General features: G+C 75.1%; 5 protein-coding genes (1 of these 5 only partly in view). All 5 read left to right on the top strand.

Going from position 1 to position 19,550, the window contains the following annotated elements:
* Window positions 1-12 precede the first annotated feature (12 nt).
* Window positions 13-3,339 carry a right-handed parallel beta-helix repeat-containing protein gene (locus tag IEZ31_RS00620; protein ID WP_229833880.1) on the top strand — a complete coding sequence of 1,109 codons (3,327 nt, stop codon included), beginning with the start codon at window positions 13-15 and terminating at the stop codon, window positions 3,337-3,339.
* Window positions 3,336-5,153 (top strand): hypothetical protein, encoded by a 1,818-nt coding sequence (locus IEZ31_RS00615; protein WP_190247679.1) that lies wholly within the window; start codon window positions 3,336-3,338, stop codon window positions 5,151-5,153. The genes IEZ31_RS00620 and IEZ31_RS00615 overlap by 4 nt, the downstream gene beginning before the upstream one ends.
* Window positions 5,150-5,971, top strand: a complete 822-nt coding sequence (locus tag IEZ31_RS00610; RefSeq protein WP_190247678.1) for a hypothetical protein — start codon at window positions 5,150-5,152, stop codon at window positions 5,969-5,971. The genes IEZ31_RS00615 and IEZ31_RS00610 overlap by 4 nt, the downstream gene beginning before the upstream one ends.
* 70 nt (window positions 5,972-6,041) lie before the next feature.
* Window positions 6,042-6,377, top strand: coding sequence for a hypothetical protein (locus IEZ31_RS00605; protein WP_190247677.1), 336 nt, complete (start codon window positions 6,042-6,044; stop codon window positions 6,375-6,377).
* A gap of 9 nt (window positions 6,378-6,386) precedes the next feature.
* Window positions 6,387-19,550, top strand: the start of a protein-coding gene (locus IEZ31_RS00600; protein ID WP_190247676.1) for a WXG100-like domain-containing protein. 39,237 nt of this gene lie beyond the right edge of the window; only the first 13,164 of its 52,401 coding nucleotides appear in the window; the start codon lies at window positions 6,387-6,389; its stop codon lies off the right edge, out of view.

The following is a 19,550-nucleotide window of genomic DNA, read 5'->3' as shown; positions in this document are numbered from 1 at the left end:
GGAGCGGATGGCGTGAACCGGCGCGTGCACACCGTGTCACCGAGCGAGCCAGGATGTCATCGGCACATCGCCGACGCACTGGCCGCGGCGGAGAGCGGTGCCATCATCGACGTCCTGCCCGGCGAGTACGAGGAGGTCCTGAGCCTGTCGGTGCCGGTCACCATCACGGCTCGCGACGGCCGGGGCAGCGTGCTGATCGCTCCTCCGGCCGGCTCCGGTGTCCACATGGGAACGGAGGCCGCGACCCTCTCCGGGCTCGTGCTTCGCCATCGTGACACCGGATCGGCCGCGGTCGACGTCGTGACCGGCCGGCTGCGACTGGACAACTGCGAGATCAACGCCGAGTCGCCGGCGGCCGTCTTCGTGCGTGGCGGCGCGTCGGTCGTCATGACCGACTGTCGGGTCACCAACGAGGTGGGCGCCGGCATCGTCGCGGTCGACGCCGCGACCGGATCGGTGGACCGGTGCCAGATCGAGCGCCTGGGTACGTCCGGCGTGGTCCTGCGGTCCGGCGCCGACCTGGTACTGCGCGACTGCACGATCACGGAGGCGCAGGGCAACGGCATCTGCGGCACGGACGGCGCGCGCGGGAGCGTCAAGGGCTGCGACATCTCCCGCACCGGCGGCCCCGCGGTGGCGCTGGACAAGCAGGCGACGACCCGGATCGTGGACACGACCGTGCACGAGACGTCCGACGTCGGCATCTTCGTCGCCGGCAGCGCGCGGGCGAGCATCGACGGCTGCGAGGTCACCGAGACCGCCGGCGACGGCATGCTGCTCGCCGACGGGGCCGACCCGGTGGTGCGGGACACCCGGTTCACGCGCGCCCGTGGTCACGCCATCAGGCTGGTCGGGCGTTCGCGGGGTTCCTTCTCCGGCTGTACCGTCACCGGCGGCTCCCAGGCCGCGATCTGGGTCGGCGGTGGTAGCGACCCCTCGTTCTCCGACCTGACCGTCACCGGCGCCGTCGACGCGGCCCTGGTGGTGGTCGAGGGTTCGGCGGGCACCTTCGACGGCGTGGAGCTGCGTGAGTGTCGCCAGCACGGGGTCCGGATCGGCTCCGGCGGCAACCCCGTCCTGCGGCGGCTGCGCATCCACGGCTGCCAGGGGCATGGGGTGCTGGTCCGGGAGAACGGCCGTGGACGCATCGCCGACGCCGAGATCGCCGACACCCGCCACGCCGGCGTGTACGCGGCGGACGGAGGCGCCCCGGAGCTGGACGGCTCCCGGATCACCGGGAGCGACGACGTGGGTCTGCTGGTCGGCGAGCTGGGCCGGTGCGTGCTGCGCGACAGTGAGGTGGCCGAGGCGCGCACGGGTGGCATCGTCGTGGAGCGGCTTGCCGAGGCGACCCTCGAGCGTACGACGGTCCGCGACAGCGGCGGCGACGGAGTTCGCTTCGACAGCGAGGCCCGCGGGCAGTTGACCGGCGTCACGGTCAGCGGGAACGAGGCCGACGGCATCAAGGTGGAGAGCGACCAACCGATCGTGATCCGGGACTGCACGGTACGTGGCAACGGCGGGGCGGGCGTCCGCCAGCCCGAACCGGGTCCCCGGCTCACGGTGGAGAACCTGACCAGCACCGGCAACGGCGCGGCCGATGTGTATCCGAAGCGGGCCACCGCCGAGCGTGGCGCACCCGAGCCGCCCGGTTCGGCGGAGGCCGTACCCGTCCTGGTCGAGTCGACGGACTCGCTGCTGGCGGAGCTGCGGGAGCTGGTGGGGCTCGTCTCGGTCAAGCGTGAGGTGGCGTCGCTGGTGAGCCTGCAGCAGCTCGCCAGGCGCCGTGGCGCGCTCGGCCTGCCGGGCCCGCCGATGAGCCGGCACCTCGTCTTCGCGGGGCCTCCGGGCACCGGCAAGACGACCGTCGCCCGGCTGTACGGGCGGATTCTCGCGTCGCTCGGTGTGCTCCCGAAGGGCCACGTGGTCGAGGTCTCCCGGGCGGACCTGGTCGCGCAGCACGTCGGCGGCACCGCCATCAAGACGACCGAGAAGTTCACCGAGGCGCTGGGTGGTGTGCTGTTCATCGACGAGGCGTACGCGCTCGCGTCGGACTACGAGGCCAGCGGCCACTCGTTCGGCCGGGAGGCGATCGACGCGCTGGTCAAGCTGATGGAGGACCATCGCGACGACGTGGTCGTCGTCGCGGCCGGATACCCGCACCAGATGCGGGGCTTCCTGCGCTCCAACCCGGGCCTGCAGTCACGGTTCACCAGGACGGTCGACTTCGACAACTACACCGCCGAGGAGCTGGTGACCATTGTGGAGCATTTCTGCCGCACCCATCACTACACGCTGGAGTACGGCACCCGGTCGGCGCTGCAGGCGTACTTCGCCCGGATCCCACGCGACGAGAACTTCGGCAACGCTCGCACGGCCCGCAAGGTCTTCGAGGAGATGGTCGAGCGTCAGGCGCAACGGCTGGACGTCGCCGGGAGCACCTCACCGCAGGACCTGATGCGACTGCTGCCCGCGGATCTCGGTACCCCCACGTCGTCGGGCGTCGGCGCCGGCGCCAGCACGGCCAGCGGCGGCGACGTCACCGCGCTGCTCGACCGCCTGCACGCGATGGTGGGTCTGGAGAACGTCAAGCGTGAGGTCACGGACCTGGTCAACCTGCTCGCCGCGGCCCGGCACCGTCAGGCGGCCGGCCTGCCCGTACCGTCCGTGTCCCGGCACCTGATCTTCGCCGGCCCGCCGGGCACGGGGAAGACCACCGTGGCGCGGTTGATCGGGGACCTGCTGGCCGCCCTCGGCGTCCTCGCCACGGGTCAGCTGATCGAGGTGAGCCGGGCCGATCTCGTGGCCCAGTACATCGGACAGACCGCGATCCGGACCAAGGAAGTGTTCGACCGCGCTCGCGGCGGCGTGCTGTTCATCGATGAGGCGTACACGCTGTCCCGGTCCGGCCAGAGCGGCAACGACTTCGGGCACGAGGCGATCGACACGCTGGTGAAGCTGATGGAGGACCACCGCGACGAGGTCGTGGTGATCGCGGCCGGCTACACCGCCGAGATGGCCACGTTCCTCGCCGGCAACCCCGGTCTCGCGTCCCGCTTCTCCACCCGGATCGAGTTCGAGAACTACACCGCCGACGAGCTGGTCACCATCGTGCGCCAGCACGCGGACCACGCCGGCTACAGCTGTGAACCGAGGACCCTGGGCGCTCTGCAGCGGTACTTCGCCGGGATCGAGCGCGGACGTTCCTTCGGCAACGGCCGCCACGCCCGGCAGGTCCTCGACGTGCTGATCCGCCGCCAGGCGGGCCGGATCGCCACGCTGGCCTCGCCGACCACCGACGATCTCACCCTGCTCCTTCCCGAGGATCTGCCGAAATGAGTACCTCGTCGAGCATCGCCGCGCCGGACCGGCCGGCCCGCCTCCACGTGGACGAGGTTGGCCACTGCCTCGTCGCCGCCGTCCGCGGCGGGGACCGGGCCGATGCCCGCGCGGTGGCCAAGCGCGTGCAGGCGGAGGAGGACCGGATCGCGGTCGTCATGTCGCGGCTGACCTCCGCCCTCGTTCCGGCGCTGCTGCAGCAGCTGCGTCCCTGGGTGCCGATCCGGTGGGACTCGGTGCGGCTGGTCGCTGCCGGCGCGTCGCATCGCGGCGGTCGCCCGCCGGCGCAGGAGCTGGCGGACGGGCTCGGCGTCGAGGTCATCGCCGCCGACGGTGACCTGCTCTGCCTGCCGGACGGGTCGCTGTTCGTCGCCGCGAGCAACGGTCACGGTCGTCCGGAGGCCGACCACCGGCCGGCCGGGCGCGGCTCATGGTGGCGCTTCCGTCCCGGCCGCGAACCGCAGCAGCTCGGGCGGCGGTTTCCCGAGCCCGAATGGGAACGGCACCTCGACCAGATCCCGCCGTCCCAGCTCGGACCCGGCGGAGGCGTCGTCGTCGAGGACGTCCCCTGCGGGCTGTGGTTGCACCGCCCGGGGCCGGTCGACCCCGACGACCTGATCTTCGCGGTGCCGATGCACCACGCCGACGCCGCGCTGGTGGTGTCCCGGCCCGGGGAGCGCCCGCTCGCCGCGGCAGAGGTCCGGCAGCTGGTCGCGGCCCTGCCGACCGCACTGCGGGAGCGCCTCGTCCTGGCGCCGTACGGCGACCGTCCGGTCGCGGACGGCCGGCTGGGCGAGATCGGGTCCGAGGCGGCGAACCAGACCCTGCGCGTGCGCACGGGGCTGCCACTGCAGTTGTTCGGCGAGGGGCGGCACGTCGTCGCGGTACGGCGGGACGGCGTTCCCGGCTGGCGCCCGTTCGCGGTCGAGCTCGCCTGGCGTCCGTACGGCGGGGCGCGGGTCCACAAGTGGACGGCACCGGGCGACAACCTGCTGCCGTTGGGCCCGGCCCAGCTCGCGCTCAACGACCGGTGGATGGTCGAGGTGGTCGAGGCCGGCCTGTGGATCCACACCATCGACCGCGTCGACGGCGCGACCGCCGTGCGTGAGCTTCCGCTCGACGCCGACTACTGCACGGTCGTCGTCGGCGGGCCCGACGCGCCGCAGGACCGGCCGCCGTGGCGCGCCGTTGTGCGTCTGCTGCGGAGCCTGCCGGCCGACGCGCGGGCGAGCCTGCGGATCGCCGTCGCGGACGACGCCGGAGCGCGGATGGTCCGGGCCGCCGCCAAGGTGCAGGAGCGGCTGACCGACGGGCAGATCTGGCTGCTGCGTACCACCGGACGCGAGCGCGGCCTCGTGCCGTTCTCCGAGCTGCCCGAGGCCGGCGAGGCCGTCGAGCCGGACGACGGCGACCCGTTCCCCGGCGCACCGGCCGACCGGGACCTGGCCGGGCTGCTCTCCTTCGTCGAGGCACTGCGCCGGACGCCGTCCTGGGACGAACCGGATGGTTCCTCGTCGGGCGGGGCGCCGCCGCGGCCGAACCTACGACCGGTGCCGGCCGAGCAGCGGTGGTGGTGGGCCGAGGAGCGGGCGACGCAGCTGTCCCCCGCGGAGCATCCGCCGGCGGCGGGAAGTCGGCCGCCGGGGGTGCCCGCGGGCGACGTGGCGATCGCCGTGCCTGACGACATCGCGCGGAGCGCACGACCCGGATCCGACGAGGCGGCGGCGCGACCGCGCGACCGCCCGGGCGGTTCCGAGGCCGACACTCGTACCGAGCGAGCGCCGTCGCGGTGGCGACCCGGGTCCGCGCCGTGAGGTGGCCGCGAGCGCGCCGGCACCGCACACCGAGCGCGAGGGCGCGGCGCCGACGGCTGCGCCGCGCGCTTCCGCGCGGCGGCTGGTCGTGGCCGCAGCGACTGGGCGACCGGGGCGCCGGGGTGCTGGGCAGCGCCGTCGCCGTCGTCGTCATCATCGGGGCCGTGGGCGCGTGGCAGCGTGCACCGGCGCGGCGGGACGCGCCGGCGGTGTCGGCGCCCGCGCCCACCCGCACCGCGCCGTCCATGCCGCCGCGGGCGCGGCAGACGCCGTTGTGGCCGGCCGGAGATGCCACGCCGGTCGCCGCGTCGTCCCGCGCGCCGGCGCGCTTCACGGCGGTGGCGGGCGTGGGGTGCCGGGCCACCGGCGAGGCAGGTCACCTCGCCGTCTACCCGGCCGGTTCGGTGCCGCAGACGAGGCGCGGCGGTTGGAGCGGCGCGGGCTGCGCGGGCGTCTTCTGGGCGGTACCGATGTCGGGCACGAGCCAGGACGACCCGGGTACCTCGGTGCTGTGGTGGTTCGCGCCGCGGGGCATGACGGCCGCAAGCTGCGACGTGTTCGTGTACGTGCCGAAGGTCGAGCGGTCACAGGACGCCGCCGGCCGGCCGACCGCCTACCTTGTGACGCGTGGCCGTGACGATCCCACCGTCATCGGCTCCTTCGCGATCGACCAACCGGCACAGCGCGGGCGATGGGTTCCCGCCGGGCGTTACCCGCTGAGCGACGGCCGGATCGGCGTCAAGCTGACCAACCGCGGAACCTCCACCGCCGACCGGCACGCCGCGGCGCAGGTGTCGATCGAGTGCGCCCGCGCCTGACCTGACGGCTCCGGGAACCCGGTAACAAACAAGAAATGAACCGGTGACCCGACGGTTCCGTCAGCGTTGTATGGCTGGCAAGAGCACCACCCCAGGCTCGGGGATCCCGGGCATCGGTCCGATCGTCGTCGACGCCGAGGCGCTCGGGACGATCTCGGAGTACCTGCAGGTCCCCTCCGACACGGTGGCCAAGGCCCTGCGCACGTTCCAGTCCCGGGTGGTGCAGATCGGGCCGGCGTGGGGTTCGGACTCGATGGGGCAGACGATCGAGGCGCAGTACCGCCAGCCCTACAACGACCTGATCCTGTTGCTGCAGGACCTCGTCGACGGCTTCGACGAAGCCGGCACCAAGTTCTCGGTGGCATCGCACAACGTGAATGCGACCGAGGAAGCCAACCGGTCGTAGGGCATCGTCGTGACCATTACCATTCCGCCGGAGCTGGTGCCGTGGGTCTACCTGACGGTGGGCGAGGACTGGCCGGACGTCGATGAGGACCGGCTGCGCTCGTTGGCGGCGGCCTGGCGCGGGCTGGGGGCAGACCTCGGCGACCTGGTGGGAGAGGTGCAGGCCGCCATCACCGAGTTGCGCGCCTCGGGGCGCGGGCCGGGGGTGGAGTCGGCCATCTCGTACCTCGAACAGCTGGTGGACGGGGCCGGATCGACGCTGCCGGCCCTGCGCAACAGCGTCGAGGAGGTGGCGGCGGCGCTGGAGGATGTGGCGCTGAAGGTCGAACATACGAAGCTGGTCATCCTGATCATGGCCGCCATCCTGTTCGCGACCCTGTTGAAGCTGCTGTTCACGACGGTGTGGACGATGGGTGCGAGCGCGCCGGCGGCGGCGGCCGTGACGAAGACCTTCCAGCAGCTGGCCATCCAGTTGTTGGTGCGGTTGCTGGAGTCGATCGTTTTCGGTTTCGCGTTCCTGGCCGGCATCGACGGGCTGGCACAGCTGATCGAGCTGCTGATGGGGCACCGCCGCAGCTGGGACAAGGAATCGACCCTGTTCATGGGTGGGCTCGGGGCGCTCGGCGGTGCGATCGGGTGGGGGCTGGGCTGGACGCGGCGCCTGCCCGGCGGCAGGACGCTGATCGCGACGATGATCAAGGAGTCGTTGATCGAGGCGTTGCCCGAGGTCATCGCCGACCAGCTCATGGGTTCGGACGGGCCGCGGGGGATCATCGGCGGGTTCCTGTCGGGCGGCCTGGCCGAGGGGCCGGTGGAGCACGGGAACAAGGTCTTCGGCCGGCGGATGCCCAACGCGATGCCGTTGACGAACTGGAAGAACCTGTTCGCGTCGATCGCGCTGCCCAAGGCGCCGCATCCCGACGCCGCCCTGCCGGCCGGGCCGAGCGAGGACACCGGCGTACCGCCCTCGTCCCCGGCCTCAGCGGCCGCCCCGCCCGCGACCACCGAACCAGCAACGGGGCCGGCGCCGGTCGACGGACCGACGGTGATAGCCGCACCGACCATGCAGTCGCCACCCCCGAGTGCGCAAGGCTCCGGCGCCGGCGGCGCTCCCGCTCCCACCGGCACCGCTCAGGGCGCCGAGGTCTCGACCGGGACCGGCGCCGGGCCAGCCAGCGGCGGTGCCGGGGTGGCCGGCGGTGACGGGCCGGCGACTGGCGGCGTCGGGTCGGGCTCAACGGCGTTCAGCCCGACGGCGCCGGAGTCCAACTCGGGCGGGGCCACCTCGGGCGGGGTCACCTCGGATCCGCTGGCGCCGGCTGCTCAGCAGGTGGCCGCGCCGGTGACGTCGCCGACGCCGGTGACGTCGCCGACGCCGGTGACGCCGCCGACCGCGCCGACGCCGCCGGCCCCGCCGATCACGTCGGCCGTGTCGACGCCGGCGGCGCTGACGACGACGCCCGGCGGCGGTGCTGCGACCGTCGCGGCGCCGGCGGCCGGAAACGGGTCCGGATTCCGGGCGGATGTGGCGTTCGTCGACCGGGTGAAGCCCTTCTCCGGCACGTGGGCGCAGGTGAGCGGGCTGCCCAGCGTGGACGCGGCGGTCGTCCGCGAGGCGGACCGTAGCTGGGGCGTGCTGACCGGACTGGTGGACTCCAACCGAGGGTCGCTCGCCCCGTCGGGGTCGGTGACGCTGGACCCGCAGGTCGCCTCGCAGGTGCGGTCGGCGAGGCTGGAGTTCGAGGCGGCGCACGCGCGGTTGTCGGCGGCGGCGCGTGACGGGATCGAGGTCGTCCGGTCGTCCACGTCCGGGTCCTTCGAGGCCAACCGGTTCGATGTGCGCTCGGCCGAGATGTTCCGCACGGACGTGGCCGACCTGTCGGAGGGCCGGTTGTGGGAGGCGGTCGCCTGGCACGCGGAGGCGCACCGACGCGAAGGGCACACCGCGGACGACCCGTCGACCGCGACGTCCCTGCCCGGCAAGGCGGGAACGACGCCGTCCGCCGCGACGACGAGCCCGGCCGCGACGGGGTCCGTGTCGCTGTACGTGCTGCTGGAGCGGCCGTTGTCGGGCACGCCCCACGACGCGTTCACGCTGGGCAGTCTCGGGTTGTATCGCGAGAAGCCGCCGGTCGTCGGTGGATATCAGACGTTGGCCAAGGTGGAGGTGCCGGCCGACGCGGTCATCGACCTGACGAACCCGCGGGACGTGGCCCGGGCGGCGCGGCGGGTCGGCGACTCGACCCTGGGCAAGGCCGTCCGGCACGCACTGGCCGGCGGGTACGACCGCATGGTCATGCCGGACGCGTTGGATCGCGTGGTGATCTCCACGGTGTACCGGGCGCGGTCCGGGTTGCTGGGTGGGACCCGGGGATTCTTCGGGGCGTACTGGGACGTGAAGGGCCGCCGGCGGGCGCTGGCCAACTTCAACTCCGCCGTGCAGAACCTGGCGCCCGGACTGGCCGGGCACCACTGGGTGGGGCAGCGCCTGACCGGACGGTACCGGCCCCGCACCGGGAGCCTGCCGCTGGTGTACGGCGTGCAGTCGCCCCGGTCCGGCGAGCATCTGACCTACTACGAGCGCCAGGACTGGACCACCGCGCCGCTGCTGCGGGTCGACGCCACCTCCGCCGGGGCGGCCTTCGCGCGGGGGCTGCGGGGTTCGCGGTCGCTGCGATGGGCGCAGCCCGGCGGCCGGTTGGACCGGCCGCGCCCCATGCAGGTGGTCTACGCGGCGTACCTGCCGGGTGCGCTGGAGGAGCGCAGCAACCAGGCGACCCCGCCGGTGCGCACCCCGGCCGAGGTGCCCAGCCGGTTCCTCGCGGGCGGGTTGCCGATCCTGGCCGTGCGCGGCGACACCCTGATCGTGGACGACTGGGTCCCCAACCACCGGTTCGCCGGGGCCGCCATGCTCGGGCACCCGGTCGATGCCGCGGAGACCACGCGGCGGCAGCTCGAGGCCGCCGGCTACACCGTCATCGACGCCTCCGAGGACACCAACCCCTACCCTGGCCGCGGACCCGACGCCGACGCGACGGCGAAGGCCGACCCGGACGAAGACACGGACGAGGGCACGGACGGAGGTTCAGACGGCGACACGGCCAGCCTCGCGAGTTCGAGCGGCTCGGACACCCTCGTCGGCGCCGAGCCCGAAGAGCAGATTCTCGACGACCGCGACACGGCGACGCTCAACGACTACGACACCGACGACGACCGCGACGACGAGCGGCGCTGGGGGCTGGAGCTGCACGCGCTGCGTTGGAGGTTCGAGGAGGGCCTACGCCGTTGGCTCGTCGACCACTCCGACCCTGACCAGGGCAGTGCGGGCCACGCCGACCGGACCGACCCGGGCGCGCTGTGGTCAGCGCACGAACGCGCCGCACGGGAGCTGTTCGACGAGCTCGGCGCCGATCTCACCGCGGCCGCGGCCGCGGCCTACCCGCTCACCGCCATGCTCGCCTGGGACGCCTGGCAGGCGCATGTCACGTCCACCATGGACGCGGCCTGGACCGCGGCCGCGCGGGCCGACCTCGACCGGGCCGACACCCGGGTCACGACGGTCCGCCGCGTGCTCGCGGCCGGCGCGGACGCCGACACCGGCGCCGCGGCCGCCGCGCTGGACCGCGCCCTGACCCGGTACCGGCGCAGCCTCGACCAGCACGCCATCCGACCCGATCAGCAGGCGGTCCTGGCTGCCCGCCGCCACTTCGTCAGCACCCTCGATCAGTCTGCTCCGGCCATCCGGGCGGGCATCAACGCGGTGCGTGCCAGTCGCTTCGAAGCCCTGCGCGACCTCGAGGAGTACCACGCCGAGGCGGTCGAACTGCTCCAGCAGGCCGGCGAGGGGGCGCCGCCGGCGCCCGCGACCCGGCTCGAATCCGCGTTCGACCAGGGCCGGCGCGCGCTCGCCGCGTTGGCCGCCACATCCATCGGTTCCACCGTGGGCGACCGGGTGTGGGGTGCGGCCGACGCGGTACACGACGCGCTGACGGAACTGCAGCAGGCGTGGCGCGGCATCGACCACGCGTGGGTCGTCGGGCTGTACACGAGGCTGCACGGCGTCGACCCCGATGATCTCGCCCAACGGCACGACCGTCTGTACGCCGAGATCGGCGACGCCGCGGCCACGGCCGGACTGCCCGAGGCCGACGCCGAGGCGCTGCGGCACCGGCTCGCCCCGGCCCGGCAGGAGTGGGAGGCCGCCCGTACCCACGCGGACGAGACCGGTCTGCCGGCCACCGCCCCCGAACAGTTGGACGACGCGTGGCTCGACCGGCACTACGACGCGCTGTCCCGGCTGGAGGCGGCCACCACGTCCTGGCGGTCCGTCGTCGCGCCCACACCGAGCGAGGCCGAGGACAACCATGCCCGGCTGGTCGGCCTGCGCCGCCGCGCCCGCGCGGCCATCACCGCGCTCGACCAGCCGGCCGCCGAGACGCAGCCGGCCGCCGAGACGCAGCCAGCCACCGGCGAGGCGCCGGCCGCGGCCGTACAGGCCCTGCTGGCCTTCCTGGACGCCGACGTCCCCGAGCGGTCCGAGGCCCTGCGTGCGGCGGTACTCCATCAGTTCGAGCAACGGGTCCTGCACGCCGAGCGGGCCGCATCGCGGATCTTCGCCGACGACAGCGAGTGGGCACCGTTGCGCCCGCAGCAGGGGGCGCGGGTGCGCACCGAACGGTTCGACCCGGACCGGGACCAGAGCGGCCGCCGCCCCGGCCGCCTCGCCGGCGCCGCGACGTACATCCGGGCCGACGTCCGGCGCATGCAGCCGCGCCGCGGGCTGTGGGTACGGGAGCTCACCGTCCCGCTGCCGATCCGGCCGATGGCCGACGTCACCGGCGCAGACGTCGCGAGCTTCGAGGCCGACCTGCAGGCGCTGCTGGACGACCACGTCAACCGGCGCTACCGGCTCCCCGGGTCGGGCGACCAGTTGCACGTCCGGGTCGAGCTCACCGAGGACGCCACCCACCCGTACGCGGTCGATCTGCACCGCACCGTCGCCGACGGGCTGCCGGCCAACCAGCGGCGGCTGCACCTCGACGAGGCGCCGGGCGTCCTCGTCCACGAGGTGCTGCACTACGTCGGCCTGCCCGACGAGCACGCCGACCCGGACACCGTGTTCCGCCGCTCCGCCGCCAGCCCGGCCGTCCACGGCGGCGGGTTGATGGGCGCGGACATCGCACTCGACGCCCCGCTGCCCGAACGCCACCTGCGCCTCATCGAGGCGGTGTCAGCGTCGGGCCCGGTCGTCCACGACGTGCCGTACGGCAGTGTCCCCGTCACTGCGTCGCAGGTCGTGCCATCGGCGGAGGAGCCACCCGTCCACCGGCCCTCCGGCGCACCACCCACGGCGGCCCGGATCGCCCAGCTCCGCGCACCGGCCCTCCTGCAGAGCCTGCGGAAGGCGTCCGCCACGCCGATCCCCGTCGAGGCCCGGATCTCACCGGCCCAGCAGGACGCACTGGACCGGCTCCAACCGCAGGCCGACTCGCTCGTCGACGTGGCCGACGGCGCAGACAGTCTGTTCGAGTCGATCGTCGCGGTGGCCGCGCCGTACGTGTACCGGGTGATGAGCCGCCGCGCGGCGGACCAGGCGGCCCGTCCACCGTGGAGTCCGCAGCCGTTCCGGCCGCCGACGCTCGCGGCGTTGCGCGCTTTCGTGGCCGACCAGATTCCCCTGCTGTATCGGCGCAACCAGCCGTTCTGGCGGCATCACGGCCTCGACGCCGCCGGTGCGCAGCGGCTCGCCGACAACCTGCGACAGGCCGGGTGGTGGCCCGGCGGCCGCGAGGCGGACCTCATCGTCCAGTTCGCCGCCCACGCGCTCGAGGTGCGGCTCGACGTGGTCCGCGAGAACGGCCACCTCTGGTCGGCCGGCCGGGCCGGTAGCCCAGCGATCACGGTGCTGCACCACGGCGCCGCGCTCGGCGGCTTCGTCGCGGTGGCGCAGCCGGGACAGCAGCAGCTCGCCGATCCCGCGCCGGTGCCGACCGATCCCGCGCCGGTACCCGTACCCGTACCGATGGCGGCCGCGCACGGCGACACCGGTCCGGCTTCGCCGCCCGATGCGCAGCAGGCGCTCGACGACGACCGCGCGGTCGAGCTGGCCGGCGAGCTGGCCTTCCAGCGGAGCCTGGCGGAATCGGCGCAGCGCCGGGCCGAGGCGACGGCCGGCATCGACGAGCTGCGTCGCGCCCGCCCGCAGCCGCAACCGCAGGCCGAACTGAACCTGGTCGCCCGGGAGGCGTACCGCGACGCGCTCGCGGTCGCCCCGGAGGACGCCGACCAGCTGGTGACGCTGGTCTACACGATCGAGCGGCTGCGGCCCCTGGCGCGGTTCGCCGGTGTGCAGTACGGCCGGCTCACCCCGGCGATGCTGGCCGCGCGGGAACAGGTCGCCGACTGGGCCGAGCGGGCCGGGACCGCCGCCGACGACGTGCCGGACCTCGCCGACACGGCCGCCCAGCTCGCGTTCGCCCGCGAGGTCCTGACGGCCCGCGACGCCGCCGAGGCCGCCGCGCAGGCCGCAGCCGCGGAGTTCCGGGCCGCGCAGGTCGCGCTGCGGCGGGCCAGGCGCGCCCAGCGGCAGGTGGCGCTCTGGGCCTCGTTCATCCCCGGATACGGCATCGAGCGGGTTCCGGCGGTCGCGGCGCAGGTGCGCACCGCCCAGGAGCGCTACGACGAGCTGACGCGGCACCATCTCGGCGGTGCCCGGCTGACCCCCGCGCGGGCCGCGGCCCTCGCCGAGGCCGTGGCACTGGTCGCGCAGGCCCGGGGGCTGGCCCGCCCACCCGTGACCGCGGACGCGACGGGATCGGGCGGCGCCACCGGGCCGATGTCGAGCGATGGCGCCTCCGTGCTGTCGGCCGCCGAGGTCGCGGCGGCCAACGAGGCTCGGGCCCGGGCGGCGGCGACGCACCGGCGGCTGCTCGACAACCGCCCACCGCAACTGTCCGAGGCGCAGTCGGCCGTGCTGGCCCACCGCGTGCTGGACGAGCGCGCCCGGACGGAGGGCGCGAAGGCGTACCTGCGGCGGCTGGGTCAGGCCGCGCTCACCGGTGCCACCCCGCACGAGTACTTCACCGCGGCGCAGGCGAGGGCGGCGGCCGGCCTGAGCGACCCCGACGCGCTCTCCGCCAACGAGGTCGCGGCCCTCGCCCTGATGAACGAGCTTTCGGCGCACCATCAACCGCTGATCGACGCCCTGGCCGCGGGCGGCGACACGCCCCTCATGGTGGAGGCCCGGCGGGAGGCCGCCGAGGCGTTCGGCGGCGACGCCGCCGAGCGCGACGCCGCCGTACGCGCGATGCTGTGGGAGGCCGTGTACGAGCAGCGGTTCGTCCGGGGCGGCGGGCTTGAGGCACGGGCGGCGCAGGCCCGCCAGGACGTCCTGGACGCGTACGACCGCGCGCAGGAGTCGGACGCGGACCGGGCAGCGTACCTCGCCCTCCGCGACGCGGTGCTGGCCGCGGCCGGGCCGTCGGCGGCGCAGCAGCTCGCGTTGCGCGAGGTGTTCTGGGCCTGGGAACGGCGCCAGAACGACGACGTCGCCGACGCCACCCGGCTGGCCGGTGAGACCTACCGGCGGACGATGACGGATCCCGGGGAGCTGCGCCGCGCCGCGCACGACGCGCGCTTCCAGGTCGCCACGCCGGAGCAGGCGGAGCTGGTCCGCGAGGCCGGCGAGGCGGCGGCGCAGGCGACGCGGGAGCAGATCGTGCGCCGCGCCCGGCCCGCCGCCCTCGCCCTCGCCGCCCAGGCGGCCCGCGCCGCGCTGGCCGAGGCGTTCGGGCAGGCCGGCGGCGGGCTCGGCGTGGTTGCCGGCACGGACGTGATGCTGCCGGACGCGCATGTGCCGGACGTGCTCGACGTGCTCGACGACCTCAACGGCGACGATGTCGCGGGTCACCTGGCCGCGATCGCCGCCTTGCCGCTCGGACTGACCAATGACGCGACGCCGGGCGAGATCCTTGCGATGGGCGACGCCGCGTCCGGGCTCGCACGGGCGGTACGGCTGGACGGCGTGTACCGGGGTGCCCGGGCCAGCGCGGCCCAGGCCTACCACGCGGCGTACCGGGAATCCGTACGGGCATACCTCGACGACCACGCGCAAGAGATCGACGACGCCCGGGCGAGCGCCGAGCGCGCCACCGTCGACGAGCTCCTGGCGCCGCCGCCGACCCCCGCACCGGCGACCGACGCCCTGCGGGCCCAGGCGCACCGGGAGCGGCGCCGCGCGTACAACGCCGTCACCGAAACGGTCCTGGCCCCGGCTCGCGGCCGGGCGCGGGCCGCGCACCTGGTCGAGTTTCTGCGGACCATCTCCGCGGCGGTCGCGCTGACCTCGACGGAGGCCAACGACGCGGGCGCCTCGGCCCGCGCCGCCGTCGACGCGAAGCTCGCCGCGCCGTACCAGGACGGCGAGGGCCAACCGACCCATCAGGTGCTCGGCGACCTGGCGGAGCTCAACGTGCTGCGCGAGGTGCTCACCCCGATCCGCCACCACCTTCGCGGAGACGAGCTGCGCCCGGGCCCCTCGGACCAACCCGGCGCCGACACGGCCTGGACCAGCCGGCGCTGGACACCCGCGCAGCTCGCCGCCCAGCAGGAGCTCGAGCGGGTCCTCGCCGGGCTCGCCCAGCAACCGCCGGACCGGTTCGGGCTGGAGAACGCCACCACGACCAACGCGCTCCTCGACGAGGTGGCCGCGGCCGTCCGCCGGCGACAGCCCGAGATCGACCGGGCCCGCGAGCAGCTCCGGCGGGACCACGAGCAGGCGACGGCGGCCGGACCGCAGGCGTGGCGCAACTTCGTGGCGGCCCAGCAGCGGCTCGTGCTCGGCGTGGCGGGCGACCGGGCGTACGCCGGCGAACTCCGCGCCACCGCGGAGTTCTGGGCCCGCGTCCAGGCGGCGCTGGGCGCCCGCGACGCGGTCCTCGACGAAGCGCGGGAACGGGCCGGGCGGGCACACGACGACGTCCTCCGCGAGACCCTGGAGACCGGCACGGCGGAGCTCGACGGCCGGCTGGTCCCGGTCCGCACGGCGGCCCAGACCGCCGGGAACCGTGCCTACCAGCGCGCGTTGGCGCAGCGGGCGCGGTACGGCAGCCACGACGCGCAGCCGCTCGACGCGGCCCGGCCGCCGGCACTGAGCCCCGACCAATGGGCCGAGGTCGAGCGGGCGGGTGCCCGGGCCGAGGCCGAGGAGCCCGAGCGGCTGCGCGGCATCGCGGCCGCGGTGGGGCTGCTCGCCGAGACACAGACCCGCCGACGGGAGCTGGCCCGCATCGACGCCGCCCAGGCCGAGGACGCGCCGGGGCGGGTCGCCGCGATCGTGGCCCTCGTCGCCGACGGCGGTACCCCATCCACGGAGGACACCGCGTGGCTCGCGCAGGCCAAGCGGCTGCACGAACGCCTCCGCGAGCCGCAGGCGCGACGCCGGTACGCCCAGGCCGGCCGGGCCGCGCGGGAACAGGTCGAGCAGGCGGCGCGAACCGCCGCCGCCCACGACCCGAACTGGCACCAGCTCGTCCGGCCCGGGTCGGCGGCCGCCTCGATGCGGATCGAGGATCTCGCCGAAGCGGCCCATCGGGCCGGGACCGCCGACGCTCTGGTCGCTGAGCACGCGGCCGCGCTGGCGGAGATCGACGCCGAGCTTGCGGAGGCGGAGTCGCTCACGTGGGACCTCAGCGTGCTCGTCGACGCGTTCACGGCACCGGTGGGTACCGACCCCGCGGGCTACTGGACCGCCGTCGCCGGCACCCTGCGTGAGGTGCGCCTGGCCGAGCTCCAGCGCCAGCGGGTACAGGCCGTCCGGGTGCGGGCCGAGGTGGCGGCGACCCGGGCCGGCCGCCGGGTCACGGGTGAGAACGCGGCCACCGAGGCCATGCTCATCGCCGCGGCCGGCCGTCTCGCCAGGCAACGGCGCATCGCCGAGCTTCGCACGGCCGCCGGCGGGCAGCCGGGCGCCGCTTCGGCGCGACGGCTGCCCGCCGGCCTCACGTCCACCGCTGGTGGCGGGGCGGCCCGTGCCGGTCACGGCTGGGGCGAGCGGGGACGGATCGAGCGCATCGGCCGGCACCGCCTCGACGGCGCAGACACGGACGGGTTGGCCGACGAGGCTGTCGCCGCGCGACCGGCGGGCCTGCCCGGGCGGGGCCGGCTGGGCGACGACGAGCAGAGTGCGATCGACGCGCAGCTGCGCGCCGGGTTTGTGCGACGGTTCACGGCGCTGGGCAGCGAGGAGGCGGCCAAGCGGCTGGCCGGCGCGCGGGGGCTCCGGCTGACGCTGCACGACCGGCATGGCCTCGCCTACCGGGTCACCGTCGCGCTCCGGCTCGGCGACCCCGCCTCCGCCGATCCGTTGCCGCCATCGCAGCTCGCCGAACCGGGCCCGCCCGCCGCCACCGGCGGCGCACCCGGCGTGGCCGTCGAGGCGACCCACGAGACAGGCGCCGCGCACGCCTCGACCTCGACCGGCATCACCGGCGGCGTCCTGCCGATCGACGGCGTACAGATCGCGCTCGCCGGCGGCTCGGCCCCCGGCAACGTCGGCGCCGGCCTGGCGATCGAGGCCGAGGCCAGGCGTACCCACGAGGCGGGCCGGTCGGTGTCCGCGAGCGCGACCCGGTCGATCGGGTACTCCGGCGAGGAGTCCTGGTTCCGCCTGACCGGCGCCGAGTGGCAGGTCACGATCGAGCCGCCGGCGGGCTCGCCCGCCGAGGCGTTGACGGCGAACCAGCCGGTCGGCGACGCGGGCGTGGTGCTCAGCGTGCCGGTGGAGCACACCGTCGGGCAGTCGGCCGACGCCGGCGAGGTCATCCCGGTGCCCGCCCCGACCGGTCCGGCGGCCCGGGAACGGCTGCGCCGGCTGCTGGGGTCGGTGTCCGCCGCCGTCGAGTCGGTGTCCGGCCTGGACCGGCTCGCCAGCAACGTCCTCGGCAACTTCGAGGGTGCCGGCGAGCGCTTCGAGGAGAGCGTGACCGACGCGCTCAGCGAGCGGACCATGGTGGCGAACGGGACCCAGCTCCTCGGTGGTGGCGTGCCGACGCCGGTCTTCCCGTCGGGGCGGCACCGCGAGGAGGCCGCGTTCCACGTCACGGCGGTGCCCCGCAGCATCCAGCGGATCGACACCCGGGAGCACCCGCTCGTCACCGATTCCCGAGGGCACGCGTCGGCCCTCACGACCGACGCGTACGGCACGTCGGTATCGGCCAACCCGTACGTCAAGGGCGGGCCGCTGTTCGGCGCCGAGTCGGACTCCGCCGGGGACCTCGCCGGCTTCAACGCCCATGCCGCGCTCACCGTCCGCACGAGCGGCGAGGTCGAGGCCCAGGCGTCCGTCGGCGCAGGAAGATGGAACCGGTCCGAGTACGAGGGCCCGGTGGCCGTGTACCGCGTCACGGCCGACCTGAGTGCGGAGGTCGCCGCCACCGCGGCCTCGGTCTCCGGAGCGCCGGTGCTCGCCGACGGGGTGCTCATCCTGCACATTCCGGAGCCGGAGGCGGCCCGGTTCGAGGCCATGGTCCGCGGGTTGGCCGATCCGGAACCGTCCCGGTCTCCCGCGGTGGACGGTGACGGCGAGCCGACCGGCCGGTTCGAACCCATCGGGCTCGCCACCGGCCGCGGCCTCGGCTCGGCGACGGCGGACCTGATGTCCGGGTCGGAGCTGCTGGTCGACAAGATTCTCGACTCGGTCGAGTCGCTGCGACGCGGCGCACCCTGGCTGTCGCCACCGACCGCGCTCGACCGGCATCAGCTGCGCCGCGAGCTGGCCGCCGACTTCTCGACCGACGCGCTGCTCGGCAACCAGAATGCCTTCTTCGCCGAGGCCGACCCGGACGGGTCCGCCGCCGGGGCGGCGCCGTCGGAGGATCGGGCGCTCACGGGTGCCGGGGCGCGCTACCGCCGGACGCGGTCGGTGCCGGGCGGCGACGAGGTGGTCACCGTCCGGGTGTTCCCGGTGCGGCGCGGGGACCCCCGGATCGGCCGCCAGGAGCGGGGCACGCTCCGGCTGCTGCCGGGACACTCGGCCGGCAGCGCCGGCGCCGACACGCTCGCCGGCGGATTCGGCTACGCGGTGGGTGCCGTCGCCGCGATCCCGTTCGGCCGGGTGACGCGCTGGCTGCGCAGCATCGGCCTGGGCGGCCTGCGCAGCCGGCTGTGGACCCGGTCGCGGACCGGCCGGGTCGGTCTCCAGGGCACCGGGCGCCGCGGCGGCACCTACGAGGGGCCGCTCTCCACGTTCGACTACGACCTGGACTACGTCGTCGAGGTGGAGGTCACGTTCACGCCGCGCACGACGTCGGGCGGGCTGCTGGCGGCGCTGCTGAACAGCCTGCGCAACCAGTTCCGGGCCGCCGTGCCGGCCGACGAGACCCGGCCGAGCCCGGGGACCAGACGCATGCGGGACGTTGTCCGGGACGGCCGCGTGCGGTTCGTGATGCCGGAGTCGCTCGCGCCCACGGTACCGGTCTCGACGGCCGAGATCCGCTCCATCGGCGCCGCCCGTTCGGTGCCGGCGGTGCAGATCACGCCCGCGCCGGCCGTGCGTGCGCCGGCGCCGCGGTACGGCCCGCCCGCACCGACCCCGCCCCGGCGCGCACCCCGGCCGGTACTGCCGAACGACGTCCAGCAGGCGCTCGGTGAGCGCGCCGGCGTCACCGGCGAGGACATCGTCACCGACGTCCTGGGCACCGCCGCGCTCGCCCGTGAGCTGGCCGACATGCTCGCCGGTACCGGTGTGTCGGAGAGCTCCATCCAGGCCGCCGCCGAGCTGCTCACCAACCCCGACCAGCTCGCCGGGCAGTGGATGCGGGGCACGGAGGCGGCGCTGGAGTTCGAGACGCTGACGCCGGGCGGGTTCGTGGACACCCGGGCCCGCATCACCGTGCAGGCGCAGGCCTTCGGGCTGGCGCCGGGCGCCGGCCAGGTCACGCTGCGCCGTGCGGACCTGCTCGACTCCCGGAGCGAGGTCGAGTCCGGCTCGGCCCGGCACGCCGCCCGGAAGGTGGTCATCCGCATCGGCGACGTCGACCAGGCAAGCGAGACCCAGTCGCCGGGCACTCCCGTGCAGGTGGCCTGGTTCGGCTACGGCCGCGTCACGGAGAACACCCGCAGCGTCTCGGTGTCCGATGTGGACGAGGTCGGCGCCGGTCGCTGGCTCAGCCAGCCG

Origin of the sequence: Dactylosporangium sucinum (assembly GCF_014647515.1) — a bacterium.
Lineage (GTDB): Bacteria > Actinomycetota > Actinomycetes > Mycobacteriales > Micromonosporaceae > Dactylosporangium > Dactylosporangium sucinum.
The sequence above is the reverse complement of the archived record's forward strand: the minus strand, read 5'-3'. Positions and strand labels throughout refer to the sequence as shown.

Bases quoted from the DNA above. Each gene is read 5' to 3' on its own strand.
- IEZ31_RS00615 (WP_190247679.1), top strand. From the start codon at position 3,336: ATGAGTACCTCGTCGAGCATCGCCGCGCCGGACCGGCCGGCCCGCCTC.
- IEZ31_RS00605 (WP_190247677.1), top strand. From the start codon at position 6,042: ATGGCTGGCAAGAGCACCACCCCAGGCTCGGGGATCCCGGGCATCGGT.